This is a genomic window from Fusibacter fontis (assembly GCF_055378735.1).
The window spans coordinates 1710919-1734605 of sequence record NZ_AP042445.1 but is presented as its reverse complement, the minus strand read 5'-3'; the positions used below and the strand labels follow the sequence as shown (position 1 = coordinate 1734605).

Sequence of the window (23687 nt, the reverse complement as noted above, 5' to 3'; positions counted from 1 at the left end):
TATGAATAATAAATACGACTTTAGCAAACTCAGCGCGAGTATCAAAAATCGGTTTGCATTAACATTACTCGTTGTGATTTTGACGGTTTCTTTGGGGCGCAACTTTATACAAGCAGTCATCAATGAACATGTTCAAAATGCATCTATTTTTATATTGCTTTTAGTCGTGGCTTTAAGTGTCTTGAGCTATTTGATGATTCTTCGACCCGTGTTAAAAGCGTCACGTCAGCTTTTAGAAGATATTGATCATTTAAAGAGTGATTTATATGATAAGCAAGATGTTCTAAAATCTACACTTCATTCGGTAAGTGTTGCAGTCGTCGTATTAGATGAACAAAAAAATGTAGCTTCAATGAATCCTATAGCAGAAGAAATTACGGGCTGTTCAGAGTCTGACATGCAAGGAAAACACTATAAGAATTTGTTTTATAACGTGGATATTCAATATGATCAACAACCGATTAATCCCATTGAAACGATCTATCGATCGGCTGGAGCGATTAGTCGAATGGCCTATAATGGCTCCATATACCAGACAGAATCACCTGTGAAAATTGATGGCATCGTTCAAGCCATGTATAGTCCAACCCATGAGCTCCGTGGAAGTGTCATTACATTTCAGGATGTAACGAAACAAGCAACCTTAGAATCCGAGATGAGTGCTTTTTTAGAGGTCGATCTGGATATGTTTTTTGTATTGAGTGTAGACAAAACGCTACTAAGAGTTAATAAAATGTTTTTAGATGTAATGAAATATGAAGAGCATGAAGTGTTGAATCATTCTATTGAGGAATGGATATATGAAGAGGATCATGAAATTGCGACTCGCCATTTTTACTACGTATTAAATGATGATCAAATAACCATCAGTACGCTGAGAATGAAGAATAAAGAGCATGAAGTTCGGCATATTGAGTGGCGTTCAAAGAAAAGTTGGGATTTTCTCTATACATCTGCAAGGGATGTGACAGAACACGTTTTAAATGAAACGCGTTTAAAAGAAATTGCGATAAAAGACGAATTAACTGGACTTTATAACCGATATTTTTTAGATTCCTTTATTGGTCAAGAACTCGAACGCGCAGAAAGATATCATGAAACGTATAGTTTACTCATACTTGATTTGGACCATTTTAAAGTTGTCAACGATACATGGGGGCATCCAACAGGAGATGATGTACTCAGATTTATCTCAGAAGTTATGTTGAAACACAAAAGAAGTAGCGATCAGTTGATGCGTTTTGGTGGAGAAGAATTTATTATATTGATGCCTGAGACGGATTTTCAAGGTGCCAAAATCGCAGCAGAGCACATCCGTCAAGCCGTTGAAAATAGCGTCCATCCAGTTTCAGGAAAAATCACTATCAGTATAGGACTTGCCGAACATATGCAATCAGAATCATTTAGACACTGGTACAAGCGGGCAGATGATGCACTGTATCACGCCAAACAATCGGGTAGAAATCGAGTGGTTGTCGCAGAAGAATTGGACGCAGATAAATCGTTTATTGTACAATTTGCATGGCAACCAGAATGGGAGTCTGGGTACGAAATTTTAGACAATGAACATAAAAAACTACACGAACTCGCCAATATTTTAGTGGGAGTCCTCTATGAGTCGGATGAAACTGAGAAAATTATCCATGTGTTAGACAGTCTCATTGAATTTGTGGCATTTCATTTTGCATCAGAGGAACGTCTATTATCCGATATCGGTTATGTGGATTATGACATACATGCGGAGGCACATAAAAATTTGGTCGCAAAAGTGCTTAAATACAAAGAATCCTATTTGCAAGGACAATTAAAAGAAGCGGCGTTTTTATCCTTTATCATCGACGATATTCTCATAGGACATCTCGTTAAAATGGATTCCAAGTTTTTCCCAGTTCTGCAAGAAAAGTCGTATTATAGATAACCAAATAAATAAAAGAGCGTTTGCAGTGATTGCAATCGCTCTTTTTTATTGAATATCAAGTGTGGATTATTGAGTGTTTAAATCGAGTAAATGATAGAACTCTTTTTCCGGTCGACTGAAGTAGTAGCCTTGGTAATAGTCACATCCCATGGCCTTCAAGCATTCAAATTGCTCTTGGGTCTCGACGCCCTCAGCAACAACTTTAGCACCGACATTTTTCGATAGTTCAATAATAGACTGTACGATGCTTTTAACTTTGGGATGAGTGGTAATCTGCTTGGTAAAGCTGACGTCGATCTTAATCGCATCCACTGCGAAATTCTTTAAATACGACAGTGAGGAGTATCCTGTTCCAAAATCGTCTAAATGAATCTCATAGCCACTGATTTTAAATTTACGAATGTTATCAATGGCGATTTCAAGATGTTTTGAAAACGCAGTCTCTGTAATTTCAATGACGATGCAATTGCGCGGTAACTGGGCATTTTCAATGATGGTATTTAATTTTTCCACCACTAATGGGTCCAGCAACTCAAGAATGGACAAATTGACGGCAATTGGAAGCAGTGAAAGTCCGAGTGCTTTTCTTTCCATTTGAACCTTAATGACTTCTTGAATTGCAAAGCGATCAATGGCATCGATCAGTCCAGCAGATTCAGCGATTGGGATGAAGTGGCTCGGTGGAATAAGTCCGAGTTTACCGTGATCCCAACGAATAAGTGCTTCAACGCCTGTCATTTGACATTCTGAATCGTATTTTGGTTGATAGAGCATATAGAATTCTTCTTTGTCAATGGCGTGATGTAAGCCATTTTCAATTTGATTTTCATAGACCTTATGTTGGTACATCGCGTCGTCAAACCATTTGATCAGTGTTTTCGAATGAATTGCACTCTCTGCATAATCGAGATAAGTGAGCAACAGTTCTTCGATGAATTCATCAGAGTCATATAAATAATCATTTGTAACAACAGCAGTATCTGGAATTTTATAAGCGCCAACCGTTATGTTGACTCTTATAAGAATGGTATCTTGAATTTGTAGAGTTTTAAGTTGTTTTTGTAATTGTTCAAGCCATGAATGAATGTTTGCAACTGATAAAGTGTCATCAGATGGATTAAGCGGTGGTGTCAAGATGACATAGCGACCAGGGCTCATATCATATAACTCCGCATGATGATCAAGTCTAGAAAGAGTTGACTTGATTTTATCTGCAAATAGCTTATCGACATCCTCAATGGTGGATTGACCAAGTGCTTGAAAATAATGTGCAAATTCTTCAAACGTGACAAATAAAATCGCTCGATTTGCAAGCGCTTGATTTTTAATGTGATACGTCATTCTTTGAAGTAATTTTTTTCGATTTGGAAGCGCTGTCAGTGGATTGTTAAAAGCATAGTACTCCACTTCATTTTTGTATCGTTCGAGTTCATCGTAATTTTCTCGAAGTGTTTCTTCTGTTGCAGCCATTTCTTCATAGAGTGCTTGGAGTTCTGTGGTTCTATGATGAATATTTTTGCGCATATCATCAAAAGTGAGCGCGAGAATACTGATTTCATTGTTTTGTTCTAAGAGCTCGTCACTGAGTTGTACGTCATAATCACCCTCTGCCATTGCACTTGAAATGGAAGTGAGTGTCACGATTGGATCTGAAACGCGTTTTGAGTAATGGCGCACATACATGAGTGTAATGACGCCAGCAAGCATATAAAGAAGTACAAATCCAACGAGTGTATCAATGGAGCCAGCGAGCAGAAAACGTTTTGGTACACCGATCCAAAGCGTCCAGTCTTGTACTTTTAATGGAATTGACGTATAGACCTTATCGTTGATCTCAAATTGTTTGCTGTCAAGTTCAAAAGTGGGTGCAAAATCATAGACGGTTGGTACGTGTTCATAATCATTTCGTATGAGCGAAGCATCGTTAATTGCGACGAGCTTCCCATCTTTATATAAAATCATGGCTTTTGAACCCTCTGGTAAATCAAACTGTTCCATGATTTTTGAAAGTTGTTTTAAACTAATGGCCATGTTGACCACACCTTGTGTTTCTAAGTTGCTATCTTGAATGCGTTTTCTTAATACTGCAACAAGTTGATGACTGACAGAATCTACCGCTGGAGAACCAATATATACACCATTGATTGATAGCGCTTCGAGATGCCATGAATTGTGTTCCCAAGAGTAATTAGAATCCGGTTTCCAGCCATCTGAGCTGACGAGAAAACCATCGTCTTTTGGAGTATTAAAATAAGTGTAAAGGACATCTTCTCGACCTTCTGCCATGTGCACCATAATCGTTTCCATGAAGGATTCGGAATATTCTGGTGTGAATTCTATGGCTTTTGCTTGTCCTTCTACATAACCGATATGCTTATTCATATAAGCATTCACTTCAAAAGCAATCTCATTTCCCATGGCGTGTATGTATTTCTGATTCACATTTCTGAGAAGGCTTTCAATTCTAAAAGTCCCATATAATGCCATTCCTGTGGCAATTATAAATGTAATGATGAGCGTATTTTTGGCTATTTTATTTCTTACAGATTTCATTTTTCTTCCTTTTTTATCTACAGCAAACATGAACTACCACGTCACAAAGTTGTCTCGTATGTCAGGTCAGTTTCTTAAGCCTGAATCATTCTATCATAGTGAAATCACCCTTGCAGTATAATTGTCTGAACTGTAAAAAATAAGAAGAAAGTTTAATAATCCGTCTATCACAAATGTAATAGTTATAAATTTAACATTTTATCATCATGATTTTTTTGAAGGCTTAATAATCAATCCGAACAAAACGCCAAATGAAATCCCCAGTGCAAGTTGATCTAAGATGATTCCGAGCGCAACACCGAGTCCCATGAAAAGAGGGAGATAAGGCGTTTCACTTTCTTCTTCATCTTCTGATTCGTCAACTTCACTTGTTTCAGGCGGGGTAATAGTTTTAGTGGATTCAGCAATTTCAGTATTTTTAACAGTTTCAGCAGTCTCATAAGTTTCGAGATTTTTAGCAGTCTCACTTTTCATAGCGCCTGATGATGATTTGGTATGTGATTGTTTAGAAAATAAACGTTTCATTAATAATGTCCTCCGAAAATTTAATTAAACGAGTTGTATTTGTTACTTTTAGAGTCTTTTGTTTTAGTTTAACAGATATGTCTTAAATAAAAATAAAACTTCTCTGGAATTAATTTGAAAATTTTTCTGAGAAATAAATTTCTAAATATAAAAAAGGAAAATTTGCTTAACAGAAACAAAATGGAAATATATGTAAAAATAGATTATCATTTTAAATTAATTTTGGTATACTAATTGAGGATAGAATAAACAAGTTTGAATAATATTAATGACAATACATAATGTGGAGGCGTATTGAAACATGAAAAACTACAAAATTAACTATTTAGAACACTTTACAAATGTTGTAGGAAAAGAGTGGTTAAGTAAAAAATTCGAAAAGAGAACACGTAAATTGTGGATAATGATCTTAACAATCGCGATCATAGTCATGCAGTGTGGAATGTTCGCTAAGTATCCTTCTTTCGCAAATGCTAAATCATTCCCAGACGTGCCATCGAATCACTGGGGAAAAGCATTTATTGATTCGCTGTCATCAAAGGAAATTATCACAGGATATCCCGATGGCAGCTTTAAGCCAAATGAAAACGTTAAAATCAATGAATTTATTGCCATGACCGTGAAAGCACTCGGTTATAGCTATGAATCAAAGTCAAGCGATTGGTCAAAACCATACGTGGACAAAGCGATTGAACTTAAACTGATTCTCGATCGTGAATTTACCGATTATAACGCACAGATTAACCGTGAACAAATGACATCGATTATCGTGAATGCAGTAGTGTTAAAAGAGTATAGACCAACCAGTACGCTTGACACATACGTAAAAAATGAAATGGCAGATTATCACAAAGTAAGTGACTACTACAAACAAAACATTATTGATTCATACAAATTCGGAATCGTAACAGGCTATCCAGATAAAACCTTCAGACCGAAAAACAACTCAACTCGTGCTGAAGCTTCAGCAGTAATCATCAATATGCTCACTGAAGAATCCAGAAAACCATTTGTTCAAACTGATGCAAAATACGTTATGATGCCAGTAAATGATTTAGATGAATACGGAAATGACATTCAGTACCAAAAAGCCTTTTATGCACCTCTTTACCAAGGTAAGCCAGTGAATGAACTTGTAGATATCGCAGAGATGTTCATGAAACTCTCTGATGGTGGAAAAGGATATTTAGCACCTGGTTTATCAAGATTTGGTGAACTCTATGGATTTGGTGGATATCCATCTAAAGTTGAATTTGACCAAGCAAAATCAATTGAAAACATCTATGAACGTACGGATGCCATGATTAATCTAGGAGATATCACTTTTGTTGCACAGTTTAACGACTTTTCCAGTCAATATCGACCTTATCAACTTGCAGTAACTAAAAACTATTCAAGAGCAGATTACAACAGACCGTATTCAGAATATTTTTTAGAGCGATACGGAGATCAAATGAAGCCACTATTTAAGTATCTCTTTGAATCGGACTACGATAAAGCATGGCAATCATTTATAAAGGCACTTGATTATCAAGGCAACAAAGCTGCGGAGTTGAGGATTTCGTATAACGGTAGACAAATTACAATGTTTTATACAACAAACAATGTTAATCTTTATATTTCACTTAAAAAATAGGGGGCAAGCATGAAGAAACAAAAACTCGCACTACTTCTTGTCATGGTGTTGTTGTTTCAGCTGATACCGATATTTCCACATAGTCTTTCACAGGCTTACACGTTTCAGACCAAAACACCAAATTATGACGGAACCGTTCTCTTTGTCAAAGATCCTTACTATGGACTTTCTTGGTCCGAATATCGAACGCTAGAAAGTATTCCGTCCGATATACCGTATTACGTCACCATACAAGGCAGTAAATTTTATTTCAATACCGAAACATGGGCAGACAAAAAAATCATCGTCTATGGTTCATATGAGAACATACCAAGCAATGATTTTAAAAAAGCCACTGGACATTTAGACACACAAGGCAAGTATGTAGAAACACCCAATAAAGGCTATTATGAAGGGGGAACCGGAGAATATCGCTATCATGGATTTGATGGTGCGGGCAATAAATACACCAACGGCAATTTTCCCATCGATCAAGCATCGGGCAATAAGGCATCCACAAAAAACTGGATTTATCGAATTTGGGAACCAACAAGTCCCTATTTCAATAGAGATAAATTAACCGATACAAGTGATTACAATAAAATGGCAATGGGACTAAAAACCGAGTATTCCACAACACAAATTGCCATGACAATTAAATGGATCAACGAAGGATTACCCTTTGAACTGAATACTACAACTAATCCAACAGATAAAAATGCTTATAACTATGCACACGTCTTGTCACCTTCAACCACTTTAAAAGGTGGGGAAGTAGCAATGTACCATTACCGACCAGACCTTGCGACAAAAGTGTGGTATCAAGTGTTTACTCTCGATACCGTTAAGAAAAAAGAGCCGACACCGATTGTTACAACCGTGAAAATTCTAAGTAAGAACGATGATCTTGTATCAAGTAGTGCCACAGCTAATTACACCGTTGAAGTGAGTGCCACATTAAAAGACGAAGCACTCTTTGATAAAAAGGATTCAAAAGGTGTCGCAGATGGCGGTAAGTTCGATGAAGTGCTTAAATCAGCGAAGTACCACAGAGAAGATATATCCTCATGGACATTTACAATCGTGGATCAAGTAACGAATGAACTAAAAACCATCACACTACAAAAGGATAATTCAAATACGCGCAGTGCCACTTTTGACATCTCAATACCTTATGAAAAATACAAACACCTTGTATCGGTAGAGAAACCCGTTCTCAACGTGATTTTTAACGGTACAGCCACTTGTCAATTTAATACAGGTGAAAAAGCATATGATGATGATCGTACCGACACGGCAAATAGTCCGATCGAGAATATCAAAACGAATAATGTACCAGTACCAGTACACATTGAAATTGACTATGCGAAACTTGGAGAAATTTCAGCACCACATGAAATGCTCGATACCGAAAAGTTTCATATCGTAGATACCACTAATGATCCAAGATATAAAAGAACGGTTACGCTCAATGGTCAAGTTCTCAGTGAGGCGGATGAAGAAAAATTTATTTCCGGAAACTGGACATTCCCACTGATTGGCGCAGATAAACTCTATACGTATGTAGTAAATTATAACGATGGAGATAAACAAAATCACAATTATATTAACTATGTACTCGTTTACACAACTAAACCAAAAGCACAATTCAAAGTTACTGGAACATTTAAAGAAAATCGCTTAATTGAAGCGAAATCTGATGTCGTAAATGTCAATTCGCCGTATCTCATGGCAAATGCACATATTGAACAAATGCACTTTTATGCATCCAATCTTGAGGGCAGTGATACGCTGATTAAATACGGTACTCAAACAGAAGATCAACTCAGTTTTATTGTAAAAGCTAAAACACAAATCAACATACAAATGCAAAATACTACAGAAGTCCCTTCATCAAAGATTGAAAGAAGTGATATTCCCGAAGGATATTTTGATTCAGAAGTGTTTAAGTATAGACTGTACACGCTAGAAGATTATAAACCCGCACTAATAGCCAATGTATGGAACAGTCTACTGACACGAAATGAAAAACTCGATTTTTATTATGATGCTGCAAGCGTGGATCACGATAACATATCTGTGAGTACGTATAAAATCCTTTACGATTCTAACTCGGACGGAACGCCCGAAACAATTGTTAAACAAGGCAATTACGCAGACTACACAGAATATAAACCGACAGCACTCGGAAAATACAAACTCGTGTTTTATGCAGAGGAAACTTTCGGACAACCAACACTTTCACAGTTCATCACAGCAGACGATAAACGCACATTTACAATGGAAAGAGAGTTCTTAGTCGATAACCTCGCACCAATGACCAAAGTCTATACCGACATTGAATATGAATTTCCAATCGTAGACGTGATTGTACTCAACGATCAAGACATTTCAAGAGACTTAAATAACAGCATCGTTGCAAATAGAGTGAACTGGACAAATGGACTTAGACAATCCGGAGTAGAGGGAAATGTTCAAGTATGGGATTGTCACACGTATGTCTACTCGCAAGATGCATCAACAAGCATTGTAACTGGAAGTACACCACCTTCACCAACTGTGCCATATTCTAGTGGTGGGTATAGTGGAACACTCAGTAAAATCAATGAAGTGAATAATCAAGAGCAAAAAGATTATGGAGATTGGCATACGGTCACTGATACAAGAAAAGAAACTGCTTCAAGAAGTCAATCGGGAACTGGTGAAACACCAAGTACAATACCAGATAGTGTTTACTATGATTCGGGTGGATATACAGGGACGTTGACACAAGATAGTTACGACTATGACTCGTGGAACTTATATGATAAAAACAATAAAGTAATTGGTTTTGGTTTTACGAGAACAGCAACGTATAGTGGGATGGTATCTAAATCAGTCAGTAGCTATGTTTCAGACTGGCGCACGATAGATAACTACACCGGATACTACAGCGGTAAAATCTATAAAAACGTCAAACAAGAATTTACCCCAACACTTCGCAATCGAGCAGACAAGTACATCGTTTACTTTGCCGATGCGAACGTGAATAATAAAGCGGATATTGAAAAAATAAAAGCGAGTGGGACGTTCAAAGTGATCTTAGTTGGACACGACTCGACAAAATCACAATACCCTCATGATTACTTTATTCGGTCGGGCTATAAAACGTACGACATTTTAGGAAATTTAATAACCGTGAACGAACCACTCACTGCCATTATGAGTGAAGTCAACAAAATCATTGGCACAAACAATCCAAGTGAAAATAAGCAAACAGTTTTAGTGAACCAGACATTTAACCTAGCAAAATCCGATTATGATGATGAAAAAGATCCAATCACTGAAATCGGTTATGAAGTGGTTCACAATCCAAATTACTATGATAACTCACAAGGACTTGAAACAGGAACGTTTTCAGCATTTAGTGATGTGAATACGTCTTTCAGCAATGTACCACGTACATCGTTCTCGAAGCCTGGCATGTATTCCATTTATCGAAAGGTCAAAGACGTACCAGTGGGAAAGGCGACGTTTAGTAAGGATTCCAACATTGCCAAACTGGACATATACGTACACCGTAGACCCATTGCAGATTTTACCCTCGATTGGGACTACAACCCTTCAACATCCAGTTACAAAACATCATGGGTCGATTTATCGTATGACCTCGATCATCAATACACCGATGCACAAAGAGGCATCAGAGAGCGCAAAATCATGTACCGAAAAACATCGGGTGATAATGTATGGATCTATTCTATTCCAGATAACCTCACACCAGGTACGTATGAACTGAGATACATGGTCAAAGACATTGAGGGTGCGTGGAGTGATGAAAAGACAAAGACATTTACGCTTGATTCAGAAGCGCCGATGCAGTTATGGGGACAATTAAAACCAATGGATGTGGCATTTAGTATCAGTTCAGTTCCCGCATCAGAAAGCATCGTCGTTCACCAACTCGCCACCAATTACCATTTACCACATACACTCAAAATCAAATTAAAGAATGCGCAAGGACAAACGCTGGATGAGAAGGCGTTATTATTCAGCTCGCAAATTCCAAATTATAACAAAATAGGGAATAAATATCATTATACAGATCAAGTATTTACACTGAACCCAACACTCAAAGATGGCACATATTATGTTGAATGTACCGCGCAGTCTGTTTCGAATCCAAGTATTCAAAAAGTGATAAAGCTTCCATTTACGATTCGAACGCCGATTACTGTTAAGGGTCAAGTTGATGGATTTGAAGCGGGAGGAATGATGAAATTTACAGCGGCAGTGAATAAATACGCTTCAAGTGTTGTCGTAACACTTTTTCAGGGAACACATTTTCAACAAGATGTCATTTTAACGAAATCAAAGAGCATTCCAAATACTTTTGAAGGACAATTAGAGGTTCCAGAGGATCTTCCAGACGATCAGTACCAATTTGAATTTACTGCACAGACACCAAGTGGCAATCAAGCAGTAGATGGCGTCGTAAAGAATTACGTGGGAATACAGATAGTCAAGGCAGAGATTAAAGGTTACTGGAATCATTGGCGTGGCCAGCAAGATGTATGGGGAACTAGATTAGCGCTCAATCCACTTAGATTTCTTTCGTATGAAACCGTGCGCATTGAAGTGCTCATAAAAGGCAAACCAGAACAAGTGACAATGACGTGCTCGCCTGAACTCATGGCGATGCGTTACACAAATACAAAAGGCCAAACCTATCTCTATCGCGATGAGACGGGATTTGAGGTTGCGTTTCCATTAATGTTAAAGAAAGAACAATCCACAAGCGCTGGAGATGTATATGTTGTCGAGTATGTGTTACCTTTATGTAAAATGACATTAGACTGGGAGAACAATCGATGTGCACAACCTTACTGGATTTCAATACAGGTAAAAAAAGGGTCAACTGTAAAATACAAAGAGGTCTCAGGCATTGAAATCACTGGAAATATTTATGATTTGCTCTATGTACAACCGAAATATCGATAGATTGTTTAAATGTATACAAGAATATGATGCGATATTTTACATTCAAGTTATACTTACAATTAAATGAGCATATCGATTAGAAAATCAGCGATTTTAGATAAAAATACGCACCGAAAAAATGTCAACACAACATGAAATACAAATAGTAACAACATTGAAATATCAATGTTGTTATTTTTTTGACAGTCATTTTAATTTTTCGTACAATTGTGTTAATAAACAAAGAATCCGAGCGGTTAGAGGAGGGAATCTTATGGAGAAATTCAAAGTGATGGAAATCAAAGAGAGCATCTTTGAAGACAATAATCATCAAGCAGATTTATTAAGAACAGAACTAAAAGAAAAGAAAACATTCTTATTAAATTTAATGGCATCACCAGGGGCTGGAAAAACAACAACATTGGTCAAGACGTTAAATCATTTGAAAAACAATCTCGCAATCGGCGTTATGGAAGCGGATATCGATTCTGACGTAGATGCACAAACGATTTCAGAAACAGGTGTTAAAGTCATTCAGCTCCATACTGGCGGCATGTGCCATTTAGATGCAGATATGACAAAACAAGGACTTGAAGGACTTGGATATGAAGGTCTTGACTTGGTTATTTTAGAAAATGTCGGAAATCTCGTATGCCCTGCGGAGTTTGATACAGGCGCAGTTAAAAATGCGATGATTCTTAGCGTTCCTGAAGGAGACGACAAACCACTTAAATATCCACTGATGTTTTCTATCTGTGATGTCCTATTAATTAACAAAATCGATACACTTCCTTATTTTGATTTTGACTTAGCTAAAGTGGAAGAACGCGTTAGAAAACTCAACCCGAATATGGAAATCATCCCAATTTCAGCAAAAACAGGCGAAGGTGTTGAAAAATGGGCTGCATGGCTTGAAAAATCAGTAAAAGAATTTAAATAATTTAAATCATTTAAATCATTATGAGTCAGTGCGAGTGCACAAAAGGAGTATAACATGTCAAAACCAGATCAAAAAACCAACTTAAACAAATCCAAAAGATTTGAGTTTGCATTTTCATGGGCGGATGTCAATGGCAGACCATACAGACAAGAAATATTAGACTTAGCAAACAAAATTGGCCGAACAAAAGCGGGTACAAGTAGAGAAGCGATTCCATTTGGTCCAGAATACTACTGCTTAGAGCCAATTTTAGATCCTTTTCAAGCAAAAATTGCTTGCCATTTAGAGTTTAGAAAAAAACTCAGTGCTGAAGACGTAGCAAAAGCTTCTGGTGAGCCATACGAAAAAGTAAAAGCAGCGCTTGAGCACATCGCTTGGGCAGGTGTGGCATTTGTGAACACAGTGAACGGCGTGGATATGTACTGGCAAGATATCTTTGTACCTGGCCACCTTGAAATGATTAACAACAACAAAGAACTCGTGGCAAAATACCCACAAGTTGCTGAAGCATTTTATTATTTCGGAACGAAAAAAGGCCCTATGGCTGCTGGTATCATGCCAATAGGCGCTGGTCCAATGCGCGTACTTCCAATTGAAAGAGCCATCGATGGCGATTCAAGAAGAGCGAGCTATGAAGAAGTATCTAAACATTTAAATGAAGCGACGATTTTCTCGGTGTCAGATTGTTCGTGCCGTACTTCGAGAGAAGCAATGGGCGAAGGCTGTGGTCACTTAAAAGAAGAAATGTGTATTCAATTAGGTCATGCTGCTGAATATTACATTAAAACAGGTCGTGGTCGCGCAATTACGAGAGAAGAAGCATTTGAAATCATCAAACGCGCTGAAGATAACGGTCTTATGCACTCAGTACCAAATTTAGATGAACCAGGTCACACACATGCGATTTGTAACTGCTGTGGATGTGGATGTTATGCAATGCGTCTTGCAAACGAATTTGTGAACAACGATATCGTTCGCTCAAACTATAAATCAGAAGTAGATGAAACAAAATGTGTTGCGTGTGGAGAATGTGTAGACGTTTGTCCAACCAATGCGTTAAGACTCGGTCAAAAATTATGTTCTAAAACACCAATCGATGAAAAAGTCGTAAAAGTAACGCCTAGAGACACTGAATGGACTCAAGATCGTTGGAATAGCGATTACAGAATCAACCGTAAAAATACACTCGAATCCGGTACAGCACCATGTATTACAAAATGTCCAGCGCATATACCAGTTCAAGGCTATATTAAATTGGCATCGCTTGGTAAATATACAGAAGCACTCGAACTCATCAAAAAACACAATCCACTTCCAGCAGTTTGTGGTCGTGTATGTCCAAGACTTTGTGAAGAAGATTGTACACGTGGTGAATTTGACGAAGCAGTTGCAGTAGATGATATCAAAAAATTCATTGCTGAAAAAGATATGGAATCTGGTACGCGTTACATGCCTAGAAAACGTCATGACTACAGCGATAAGAAGATTGCCATCATCGGTTCAGGTCCATCGGGTTTAACCTGTGCGTATGACTTAGCATTAGATGGCTATGACATTACTGTATTCGAAAAACAACCTAAATTGGGTGGTATGTTAACACTTGGAATTCCATCTTATCGTCTTGAAAAACCGGTTCTCGAAGCGGAAATCGACGTCATCAGAGAGATGGGCGTTAAATTCGAAACAGGCGTTGAAGTCGGTAAAGATGTCACAATCGAAGAACTCAGAAAAAAAGGTTACAATGCGTTCTATGTGGCAATCGGTGCACAATCGGGTAGAAAACTTGGTATCGAAGGCGAAGAGGCAAGTGAAGTATTAAGCGGTGTAGATTTCCTTAGAACCATTAATCTCGGAAATGAACCAAGTGTTGCAGGTAAAGTAGTCGTAATCGGCGGTGGTAACGTTGCAATCGACGTTGCAAGAAGCTCAGCAAGACTTAAAAATGTGACTCAAACTGAACTCTTCTGTCTTGAATCAAGAGAAGGTATGCCAGCACACAGAGAAGAAGTGGAAGAAGCACTTGAAGAAGAAATCGGCATCAACAACTCATGGGGACCAACTCGCATTGTAACAGAGGGTGGAAAAGTCATCGGAGTTGAGTTTAAACGTTGTATTTCAACAGTGGATGCACAAGGAAGATTTAACCCACAATTTGACGAAGCGGACAAAAAAGTGGTTTCATGTGATTATGTGTTATTATCAGTTGGTCAAACATATGATTACGGTTCACTTTTACAAGGTGAGAACGTTAAATTAACTGGTAGAAATACCATTGAAGTGGATGGCATCACATTACAATCTTCTCAAGCAGATATCTTTGCAGGTGGAGACGTTGCAAGCGGTCCAAGACTTGCAATTGATGCGATCGCAGCAGGTAAAGAAGCAGCGGTATCTATTCATAGATTTGTACAAAAAGGTCAATCGCTTTTATTTGGCAGAGATACACAATCTTATATCATGTTAAATAAACAAAACTTAGCTGATCACTTAGATTATGATGGTACTGAAAGACAAAGAATTGCACACGTAGATGGTAAAGTTTCTAAAACGACATTTAAAGATTTACGTGGGGTCTTAACAGAAGAGCAAATTAAGAAAGAAACAGCTAGATGTATGGGTTGTGGTGCAACTAAAGTAGATGAATACCTCTGTGTAGGGTGCGGTGCTTGTACATTGAGATGTAAATTTGATGCGATTAAACTCGTACGTGTAAATGATGTTGAAGGCTTTGAAATTGATGCTTTACCAAAAGCAATTATGAAAAAAGCATTGACGCGTAAAGTAAAAATCGCTGTGAAGAAAATCAATCCATTTGCTGAAAAATAAGAAAAGAGGCGACTTAGATGCATGAATTAGGCATTGTATATGAAGTGATCAAAGTGGTGGATCGATTTGTAACTGAAAACAATGTAACAGAAGTTGAAAAAATCGTTTTGGAGATTGGCCAGTTATCACAGGCCATTCCAAAATATATCGAATCTTGCTACCCAGCTGCAATTAGTGAGACCCCTTATGAAAATACAAAGTTGGAAATTGTCATTATTCCAGCTGAGGGAAAATGTCATGCTTGTGGTGAAGTGTATAATGTAGTGGATTTGAGACGCGTTTGTCCTAAATGTCAGTCAGAGGATTTTGAACTGATCTCTGGGAAAGAATTTAATATAAAAGAGATACATGCATATTAAAAAAAAGGAGGCTTTATGCTGGGGTTTTTTGAAGGAATTACTGTAGAAAGTATTGTTGCATGGTTGATTTTGATGAGTGGTTTAGTCGTAATTAATGAATTGACAAGAAGAAATAAGACCATTTCAATTATGATCTTTTGTGTATTGCCAATTGTACTTGCAGGCGGTGTACTCGCTGGTATGCTAGGGTCGCCAACTGGAAAAACGTGGTTTGGGTGGGTTAAGGTAGTATCTGCACTTGCTGGCGTTTATGGGTTTATGTTAATTCGATTTACAAAATTAGGTGACAAGAAGTTTGCGGCGATTTTCCCAGTAGCAATATTGTCTTTAAATATTGCTGAAGCTGTAGTGAGAGAAGTTCAAGTTTTTATGACATTTAAAGAAGCGACGATTGATCCTGCAGGCGTCTTAGTTTTAGGCGGCGTATGGAATCTTCTCAACGCAATTGCAGGCGTTATTTGTATCATTACTTTGACAGGGTTTGTAGGAATTCGGGTTTCAAAAGACAAGTCAAAAGATATGATATGGCCAGACATGACGTGGATGTATATTATCGGCTATACGTTATGGAATTTTGCTTATGTGTATAATTGCATTTCAACTCGCTCGATGTACGCTGGCTTTGGGATTCTTTTAGCGGCAATCGTAGCTGAATATGTCTTCAAAAGAGGCGCGTGGTTGCAACATAGAGCTCAAATTTTATCATTATACGCAATGTTCTCTTTATCGGTTGATTTTCAGAGTAAATCGTACTTTCAAATTCTTCCAACATATGAAACGACTCAGTTGTGGGGTGTAAGTATAGCATCTCTGCTATTTAATTGTTTTGTATTTGGAATGATGATTTATACGATGAAAAAGACAAACCGCAATCCGTATCGACAAGAACTCTATACGCAGACAAAAGCTTATCAAAAGAACCTGTCTGCAAATCAGTTGTAAAAATTCAAAAACCTAGAAGAATGATAAAATCAAATTCTTCTAGGTTTTATTTAATTGTCATGTTGAAATACATATGAAAAAGAGCGATAATAGAAGAGATAAAAGTTAGTATAAGTAATAGAGATCATACAAGTTTACATAGGAGGAATTTATGAGATATCTAGCATTTGATGTACTTGAAAATTTCATGAAAGAAGTCTTTGTCGCAGCTGGATTACCAGAGGCAGATGCGGCACTTTGTGCAGATGTGTTGATAGAGTCGGACAAACGGGGAATTGATTCACATGGTATTGGTCGATTGAAACCCATCTATATCGATCGTATACGAGAGGGCATCATCAATCCAATCACGAAGATCGATGTTATCAAAGAGGGGTTAACGACTGCAGTTCTCGATGCCAACAACGGCATGGGGCAAGTGGTTTCAAAATACGCCATGAATATGGCCATTGAAAAAGCAAAGACCTATGGACTTGGCATGGTAGCCGTAAGAAATTCCAACCATTATGGAATCGCTGGGTACTATGCAACTATGGCCACTGAAGCTGGTATGATTGGAATCACCGGAACCAATGCAAGACCATCCATCGCACCGACATTTGGCGTAGAGAATATGCTGGGAACAAATCCACTGACGTTTGGTATTCCAACAGATGAAGCATTTCCATTTGTACTTGATTGCGCCACTTCGATTACACAACGCGGTAAAATTGAGGTGTATCAACGCATCGGTAAAGATTTACCTGAAGGTTGGGTCATTGGCGAAAATGGTGAAGCGCGAACTGATACAGAGCAAGTTCTCGTGGATCTCGTAACGGGAGGCGCTGCATTGGCACCACTGGGTGGAATCGGCGAAGTTCTCGGTGGTTATAAAGGATATGGATATGCCACTGTCGTAGAGATTTTATCTGCAGCTTTACAAGGCGGTGCATTCTTAAAAGCACTTTCGGGGCATCAAGATGGACAAAAAGTCCCTTATCAACTGGGACATTTCTTTATGGCAATAGATGTAAATGCATTTACAGAACTCGATGCATTTAAAAAGACAACGGGAGATATTTTAAGAGAGTTAAGACACTCTAAAAAAGCGCCAGGTGTTGAGCGAATTTACACCGCTGGCGAAAAAGAACACGTTGCCTTTGTAGAACGTTCTCAGACAGGTGTGCCAATCAATGAAGCACTTGAAAAAGATATTGCAACACTTAAGACTCTTTATGGGTTATCAGTTTAAATAGGAGGAGAACTTTATATGACGACATACTCAATTTCATAGTAGCAAAGCTATTATGAAACATACACTCATGGTTGAGTCACTAGTGATTAAGTCACATGTGACTAAATGAAATATGGAAAATGATGGCTTTGGCTACACTAAACGAATTTAAAAATGTTTAGGAGGCTAAAAGTGAGCTATCAAAAGGCAATCGATGTGTTACCACAAGAAATGATCGAACTCATTCAGAAGTACATCGATGGTGAATACTTATATATCCCGAGAAAAGCAGAATCTAAAAAAGCTTGGGGAGAAGAAACACAAACGCGTTCAGAACTAGAAAATAGAAATCAGTCCATTTACCGTGATTATCAGAATGGAAAGTCTGTCAAACAGTTGGCAGAACACTATTTTTTATCTGAAAAAAGCATACAGCGCATCGTCCGTGAGTATAAAAAAACGGAAGCTGCATAATAAGATGTATTCATATGAACCCCTATCAAACCTTTATGGTATGATGGGGGTTTTTTGGCGCATGTTTATTTCTGAAAAGTCTTTGAGGCTGACGTGTGCCGCTTGAAAGGTTATAGTAATTAAGGAAATGGCATTATCAAATGACATTTGTATAGAACATAAGTAGGAGGAAATATTATATGACGACCCCTTCAATGAATGCGTAGCAGAGGCTATCGCATAAGGAGAATCAATCTATAAATAAGAATGAATCACGCGTGTGATAGTCTTTGCAGAACCTTTATAAAATATGAGGAGATGCAAAATGAGCTATCGCAAAATAGAACACTGGCAAATTATCCCCACTCAAATGCCAGTTGTCATGAAAAATTGTTCAAAATGTGGGGAGAAAACACATTTTATCAACAGCAAAAAATTTAGAGTCAATGCCAATGGAAAGTCCATTGACGTGTGGCTGATTTATAATTGTGAACACTGTAAAACCAACTGGAATATGACAATTCACGAGAGAATTCATCCAAAATCGCTTGATGAAAGCACCTATGAGAAATACCTAGCGAATGATGAAGACCTCGCTGAGAAGATCGGATTTGATCGGACATTGCATGCAAAAAACAAATCGGAGCTTATATTTTTATCAGACAGTTATGACGTCTTGATTGAGTCGCCAGATGAACGATCAATTGCAACAGACGAAAGATCAATTGTAGCAGACGAACCGACAAACACGACTCTTTTGGGACATCTAATCGAACGAGATGTGACCATCAAATGTGATTTTGCAGTGGACGTCAGAATGGATCGTCTCATCGCGGACACACTTAAGATTTCTCGTTCAGAAGTGAAGAAAAGAGTGTTTGATGAAAGGTTTCTAAAGTCAAAAGTAAAAAATGGGATCACATTTTGTTATAAATAGACTTTGGGTTGTTTTTGACATATGTTATAATACATATAGACATATGCCAAAAATAAGGAGTGACGATGATGAATAAAAGAATGATTCTGTTAGTTGTCTTATTGACATTAATGGTATTTGCATTAACCGGTTGTGTTCCTGGAGACGGAAAAATCACTTCAGAAGATCCAGCTGGATTCTTTTGGGGTGTTTGGCACGGATGGATTGCGCCTGTTTCTTTGATTCTCGGATTATTTGATCACGATATTCGCGTATACGAAGTGATTAACACGGGATGGTGGTACGATCTTGGATTCTATATATCTGTCATTGCAGGATTTGGCGGGTTTAGACTTTCAAGAAAGATCAACGAGAAATCAAAAAAGAAAAGGGAGTAACGGATATGAAAATAGCATTGCCAACAAGAGATGAAAGAATTGACGATCATTTTGGACACTGTGCATACTTTACAGTTTATACAGTAAACGAATCCAAAGAAATCATTGAAAAAGAAGAAATTGCATCCCCAGAGGGTTGTGGTTGTAAATCCAATATTGCACAAATCCTTGCAGAAAAAGGCGTGACTTGGATGCTCGCTGGCAATATGGGTGAAGGCGCTGTACGCGTACTTTCTTTTTCAGGAATTCAAGTTGTGAGAGGCTGTTCTGGTCTAGTAGAAGATGCATTAAAACAGTGGTTAGACGGAACCCTTGTGGATTCAGGGGATTCTTGCCATTCACATGAATGTCATTAATAACCAAATGTGGATTAAAGGGTGTTGATTAAACATCCTTTTGTTTTTTTTTTGAAAGAAATCAGCAGAATGTTTCTATTTTAAAACATACTAACAAAAATGTGAGAAAAGTGTGAAAATTTTGAATTCGTGTTTTGATTTTAATACATTTTGTGGTAAACTATATGTAACAAGAAATATGGGGGGATTTAAATATGCACAAGATGGAATTATTTACCGCTATTTTCGACTATATTGAGAATTTATTTTCTATGAAACTTTGTGAAAAAGAAAAATTATCGATTCAGGAATCATTTGAGAAAATTGACTGTAAGGATGGCATCCAACGTTCGATTCGAGCAATTGAATTGGGACTCGGCATTAAATTACCACAAGAATTGTTTGAAGAAGAAAGAGTTTGCAGCAGCCACGTATCGTTAGAAGCATTACTCAAACAACTCAACTTTGAAGCATCAAAATGGACGATCGAATATCGAACAGATATGTGTTCAAATGAAGCAAGTGCATAAAGTTTACCAACCAGTAAGAAACGACGACTAATCGTGTTACTGGTTTTTTATTTTTTTGTTTAAAATGAAAGTTTATTTCGGTATAGAATGGTTATAAATCTAATGCTTGATCACATGAAGCAATCGAACTAAAGAAGGTATCCTAATGAGACTATTCCATGACAAAACCCTTAATAAAACCCTTAGCAAAATCAATAAAATTAAAACCTATAAAATCAAAATCATATTTGCAGTAGCAAGTTCTTTGTTGCTGCTATTTTTTATGTATACAGAGTGGAGAGTTACCTATTGTGACGTGGCAATTCCAAGTGGCGAATTTGAAGGCAAACAAATTCTATTGTTAAACTCGTATCATCCGAGTCTCAAGTGGTCTGAAGATCTTTCAAATGGAGTTATGCAGACGATTACATCCAATTACCCAAAAGATGTCAAATTCTACGTAGAATATATGGACTGGAAAGAGTTCCCCAGCGAAGAGATGGTATCAAGATTCAATGAATTGATGCAGTTAAAATATGCGAAACGTCAATTAGATCTCGTCATTGTATCTGACGATGCAGCGCTTTCGTATGCAGTGACACATCGTGAAGAGTTGTTTAGTGACGTCCCTATTGTATTTACTGGTGTCAATGATGGAAGTTATCACGAACTCGTGAAAGAGCGCATCAATATGACGGGGGTGTTTGAAACTGTTGAGATTGAAGACACGATTAAGATCGCCAAAATGGTGAACCCTGACGTAGAAAATATGTACATCATCTATGATCAGACTGAAAGTGGAAAAGCGATGGGAAAAGCCATCGAAGAAGCGGTAGAAGATCATTATCCTGAAATTAATACCATCATGGTAACGGATATGTCGATTCAAGCCATTGAAAACTATGTGGCGAAAATTCATTCCAAAGATGCCATCATGACAACGGCTTATTATGAAGATGTCATCGGTCAAACCATAGATTTTGAAGATATGATTGAGAAAATTTGTCGGGCAACGAATGCGCCAGTGTATTCTATCTACGACTTTGCCATTGGGCATGGGGCGATAGGTGGCAATATGTTAAGTCCTGCATTAATGGGAGAACGAGTAGCAGACATTAGCGTTAGGATTTTAAGGGGTGAACTTGCGGATCAAATTCCAATTTCAGATAGTCAAACGCATATTAAAGCAGTTGATTATCATGAAGCAGTTGCTTATGGCATTGATGTTTCCAAGCTTCCTAAGGACGTAAAAATCGTCAATCGACCATTAAGTTTTTTTGAACAATACAAAAAAATGCTTATATTGGTATTATCTATTATCTCGGCGTTGACAGTGTTTATTATTGTGATTTCCTTTTACTTGCGCAAGACCATTCAACTGAAAAATGAACTTGCTCGAGTAAATTTTGATCAACGTGGATTATATGACGAACTTGCTGCATCTGATGAGCAATTGAGAGCACAGTATGAGTCGCTAAGTACCATGTATGATGAACTTCAAGAAAGCAAAGACAAAAATGAACTGCTATTAGATGCCATTCGAGATTTGATTATCGACTGGAATCTTAAAGATAATGTCTACTCAGTATCCGATAGATGGCTCACGACGATTGATGCTGTGAATTCAAGCCTCAGTTTAGTCGACTATGTGAGTCGCTATATTTATGATGAAGATATAGAACCTTTCAAGAATTATCTGGAGCGCATCAAAACACAATCGATTCATGACAAAACCAATGAGTTCTATGAATATTTAACGCAAATTCGCTTATTTACCGCCAATAGTGGCTATCGATGGTTTTTACTTAAAAGTGTCATGAAACACGATATAAAAAACGAACCAATTCGCATGATTATCTCTCTAACCGATATTGATGAACTCAAAAAGATGGAAGATCAAATTCGATATGCAGCTTTCCATGACGAACTGACGGGATTTGAAAACAAGAATGCCCTGGAAAGTCGAGTGGTTAGGGATATGAGAAAAGGAGCTCTCTCATATAGCATTTTATTAATTGATATCGATAATTTCAAACGTATTAACGATACCATGGGGCATCGATTTGGGGACAAATACATTCAAAAAGTTGGACAAATACTTGAAAATACGTTGTTTGAGCAAAGCAGAATTTATAGAAATAGTGGGGATGAGTTTATCATCTATATGAATGGTACTGGTCAAGAGGCTATTGAACAAGCAAATGCACTTCTTCAAGCATCTAATATGCCTGTACTTGTTGAAATGAGTAAGTTTTCAAACTCCATTAGCATCGGAATTGCCGAATATCCCAAAGATGGAGATCACTTAGATTCCGTTCTTTCAAAAGCCGATTTGGCGATGTATCAGGCGAAAGATAACGGTAGAGGTAAGGTTGAAAGGTACGAAATGAAACTTTCGGAACATATCATTTGGAGAACTGAGATGGAAGAAGCACTTAAATCAGCGCTTCCTAACGGTGAACTCTATTTGGTATACCAACCTCAAGTCGATACACTTTCTCGCGAGATTGTTGGCTTTGAAGCTTTGATTAGATGGCAACATCCGGAGCTTGGCTTTATTTCACCCGCTAAATTTATTCCGTTAGCGGAAGAATCTCATTTGATTATGCCGATGGGAGCGTGGATTATTGACCGTGCGTGCGAGTTTATCGCGGGATTAAACAGTCATTTTGACCGAAAGTACCACATGTCGATTAACGTTTCTGTACTTCAACTCATTCAGCAAGATTTCGAGACCATTCTCGATGCCGCGTTTGAGAAGTACCATATAGATAAATCGCTATTTGTACTTGAAATAACAGAATCTGTTTTAATTCAGGCATTTGATGTCGCTAGTGCGACGCTTGATAGACTGCAAAAGAAAGGCATCCAAATTGCGCTAGATGACTTCGGGACAGGGTATTCTTCGTTAAGTTACCTTAGAAGTCTACCGATTAATATCTTGAAGATTGACAAATCTTTCATCGATCACGTCGGTACGGATTGTCAGCAAGATGAAATCGTGTCGTTGATTGTACAGATGGGAAGACAACTTAATATGTCATTGGTGGCAGAAGGTGTGGAGACTGAAACACAACATCAATTTTTAATGAAGACGGAATGCAATTTTATACAGGGATATTATTTCCATAAACCGCTTTCCGAAGAAGATTGTTATAGTGCTATAGAAAATGAAAATAAAAAATAAAATAAAATTGAAAATTCTGAAAACTAGTGATACTATTTT

Annotated in this window: 16 protein-coding genes; 14 read left to right on the top strand and 2 right to left on the bottom strand. The window is 37.7% G+C overall.

The genetic code is table 11. From position 1 onward, the window contains the following. Nucleotide 1: 1 nt before the first annotated feature. The gene (locus ACZ41W_RS07790) at nucleotides 2–1918 is read left to right on the top strand and encodes a diguanylate cyclase (RefSeq protein WP_464311430.1); all 1917 of its coding nucleotides are present in this window, start codon (nucleotides 2–4) and stop codon (nucleotides 1916–1918) included. Between the two features lie 66 nt (nucleotides 1919–1984). Here ACZ41W_RS07790 and ACZ41W_RS07785 read toward each other — a convergent pair whose 3' ends face one another. Both ACZ41W_RS07785 and ACZ41W_RS07780 read right to left on the bottom strand, forming a co-directional pair. After that, nucleotides 1985–4471, bottom strand: a complete 2487-nt coding sequence (locus ACZ41W_RS07785; protein WP_464311429.1) for an EAL domain-containing protein — start codon at nucleotides 4469–4471, stop codon at nucleotides 1985–1987. Nucleotides 4472–4675: 204 nt separating this feature from the next. Continuing rightward, a complete protein-coding gene (locus tag ACZ41W_RS07780; RefSeq protein WP_464311428.1) occupies nucleotides 4676–4996 on the bottom strand; it encodes a hypothetical protein in 321 nt (106 codons plus the stop codon). 301 nt (nucleotides 4997–5297) lie between these two features. Here ACZ41W_RS07780 and ACZ41W_RS07775 point away from each other — a divergent pair, with 301 nt between their 5' ends. The 13 genes from ACZ41W_RS07775 to ACZ41W_RS07715 all read left to right on the top strand — a co-directional run bounded on the left by ACZ41W_RS07775 (nucleotide 5298) and on the right by ACZ41W_RS07715 (nucleotide 23648). Further along, a complete protein-coding gene (locus ACZ41W_RS07775) occupies nucleotides 5298–6632 on the top strand; it encodes an S-layer homology domain-containing protein (protein WP_464311427.1) in 1335 nt (444 codons plus the stop codon). A 9-nt stretch (nucleotides 6633–6641) separates the two neighbouring features. After that, entirely contained in the window at nucleotides 6642–11591 is a 4950-nt protein-coding gene (locus tag ACZ41W_RS07770) for an Athe_2463 domain-containing protein (RefSeq protein ID WP_464311426.1), read from the top strand. 253 nt (nucleotides 11592–11844) lie between these two features. Further along, entirely contained in the window at nucleotides 11845–12510 is a 666-nt protein-coding gene (gene hypB / locus ACZ41W_RS07765) for a hydrogenase nickel incorporation protein HypB (RefSeq protein WP_464311425.1), read from the top strand. Nucleotides 12511–12564: 54 nt separating this feature from the next. After that, on the top strand, nucleotides 12565–15336 hold the full coding sequence (locus tag ACZ41W_RS07760) for an FAD-dependent oxidoreductase (RefSeq protein WP_464311424.1): 2772 nt from the start codon (nucleotides 12565–12567) through the stop codon (nucleotides 15334–15336). Between the two features lie 17 nt (nucleotides 15337–15353). Next, nucleotides 15354–15695, top strand: a complete 342-nt coding sequence (locus ACZ41W_RS07755; RefSeq protein WP_464311423.1) for a hydrogenase maturation nickel metallochaperone HypA/HybF — start codon at nucleotides 15354–15356, stop codon at nucleotides 15693–15695. Between the two features lie 15 nt (nucleotides 15696–15710). Beyond that, nucleotides 15711–16637: a DUF5692 family protein gene (locus ACZ41W_RS07750; RefSeq protein ID WP_464311422.1), complete on the top strand. Its 927-nt coding sequence runs from the start codon at nucleotides 15711–15713 to the stop codon at nucleotides 16635–16637. A 151-nt stretch (nucleotides 16638–16788) separates the two neighbouring features. Then, a complete protein-coding gene (locus ACZ41W_RS07745) occupies nucleotides 16789–17868 on the top strand; it encodes an Ldh family oxidoreductase (RefSeq protein ID WP_464311421.1) in 1080 nt (359 codons plus the stop codon). Nucleotides 17869–18042: 174 nt separating this feature from the next. Next, entirely contained in the window at nucleotides 18043–18324 is a 282-nt protein-coding gene (locus ACZ41W_RS07740; protein WP_464311420.1) for a CD3324 family protein, read from the top strand. A gap of 304 nt (nucleotides 18325–18628) precedes the next feature. Then, on the top strand, nucleotides 18629–19240 hold the full coding sequence (locus ACZ41W_RS07735; protein ID WP_464311419.1) for a DUF1062 domain-containing protein: 612 nt from the start codon (nucleotides 18629–18631) through the stop codon (nucleotides 19238–19240). Nucleotides 19241–19308: 68 nt separating this feature from the next. Next, entirely contained in the window at nucleotides 19309–19617 is a 309-nt protein-coding gene (locus ACZ41W_RS07730) for a hypothetical protein (RefSeq protein WP_464314281.1), read from the top strand. A gap of 5 nt (nucleotides 19618–19622) precedes the next feature. Next, nucleotides 19623–19973 (top strand): NifB/NifX family molybdenum-iron cluster-binding protein, encoded by a 351-nt coding sequence (locus ACZ41W_RS07725; protein WP_464311418.1) that lies wholly within the window; start codon nucleotides 19623–19625, stop codon nucleotides 19971–19973. A gap of 194 nt (nucleotides 19974–20167) precedes the next feature. Then, a complete protein-coding gene (locus ACZ41W_RS07720) occupies nucleotides 20168–20482 on the top strand; it encodes a hypothetical protein (protein ID WP_464311417.1) in 315 nt (104 codons plus the stop codon). Between the two features lie 145 nt (nucleotides 20483–20627). After that, nucleotides 20628–23648, top strand: a complete 3021-nt coding sequence (locus ACZ41W_RS07715) for an ABC transporter substrate binding protein (RefSeq protein WP_464311416.1) — start codon at nucleotides 20628–20630, stop codon at nucleotides 23646–23648. The last annotated feature ends 39 nt before the right edge of the window (nucleotides 23649–23687 follow it).

What these genes read in the sequence shown, in the direction of transcription:
- ACZ41W_RS07780 (WP_464311428.1), bottom strand. Translation starts at nt 4,996, where the DNA reads ATGAAACGTTTATTTTCTAAACAATCACATACCAAATCATCATCAGGC.
- ACZ41W_RS07785 (WP_464311429.1), bottom strand. Translation starts at nt 4,471, where the DNA reads ATGAAATCTGTAAGAAATAAAATAGCCAAAAATACGCTCATCATTACA.
- ACZ41W_RS07750 (WP_464311422.1), top strand. Translation starts at nt 15,711, where the DNA reads ATGCTGGGGTTTTTTGAAGGAATTACTGTAGAAAGTATTGTTGCATGG.
- ACZ41W_RS07775 (WP_464311427.1), top strand. Translation starts at nt 5,298, where the DNA reads ATGAAAAACTACAAAATTAACTATTTAGAACACTTTACAAATGTTGTA.
- ACZ41W_RS07715 (WP_464311416.1), top strand. Translation starts at nt 20,628, where the DNA reads ATGAGACTATTCCATGACAAAACCCTTAATAAAACCCTTAGCAAAATC.
- ACZ41W_RS07755 (WP_464311423.1), top strand. Translation starts at nt 15,354, where the DNA reads ATGCATGAATTAGGCATTGTATATGAAGTGATCAAAGTGGTGGATCGA.
- ACZ41W_RS07730 (WP_464314281.1), top strand. Translation starts at nt 19,309, where the DNA reads ATGAATAAAAGAATGATTCTGTTAGTTGTCTTATTGACATTAATGGTA.
- ACZ41W_RS07790 (WP_464311430.1), top strand. Translation starts at nt 2, where the DNA reads ATGAATAATAAATACGACTTTAGCAAACTCAGCGCGAGTATCAAAAAT.
- ACZ41W_RS07745 (WP_464311421.1), top strand. Translation starts at nt 16,789, where the DNA reads ATGAGATATCTAGCATTTGATGTACTTGAAAATTTCATGAAAGAAGTC.
- ACZ41W_RS07725 (WP_464311418.1), top strand. Translation starts at nt 19,623, where the DNA reads ATGAAAATAGCATTGCCAACAAGAGATGAAAGAATTGACGATCATTTT.
- hypB (WP_464311425.1), top strand. Translation starts at nt 11,845, where the DNA reads ATGGAGAAATTCAAAGTGATGGAAATCAAAGAGAGCATCTTTGAAGAC.
- ACZ41W_RS07770 (WP_464311426.1), top strand. Translation starts at nt 6,642, where the DNA reads ATGAAGAAACAAAAACTCGCACTACTTCTTGTCATGGTGTTGTTGTTT.
- ACZ41W_RS07720 (WP_464311417.1), top strand. Translation starts at nt 20,168, where the DNA reads ATGCACAAGATGGAATTATTTACCGCTATTTTCGACTATATTGAGAAT.
- ACZ41W_RS07735 (WP_464311419.1), top strand. Translation starts at nt 18,629, where the DNA reads ATGAGCTATCGCAAAATAGAACACTGGCAAATTATCCCCACTCAAATG.
- ACZ41W_RS07760 (WP_464311424.1), top strand. Translation starts at nt 12,565, where the DNA reads ATGTCAAAACCAGATCAAAAAACCAACTTAAACAAATCCAAAAGATTT.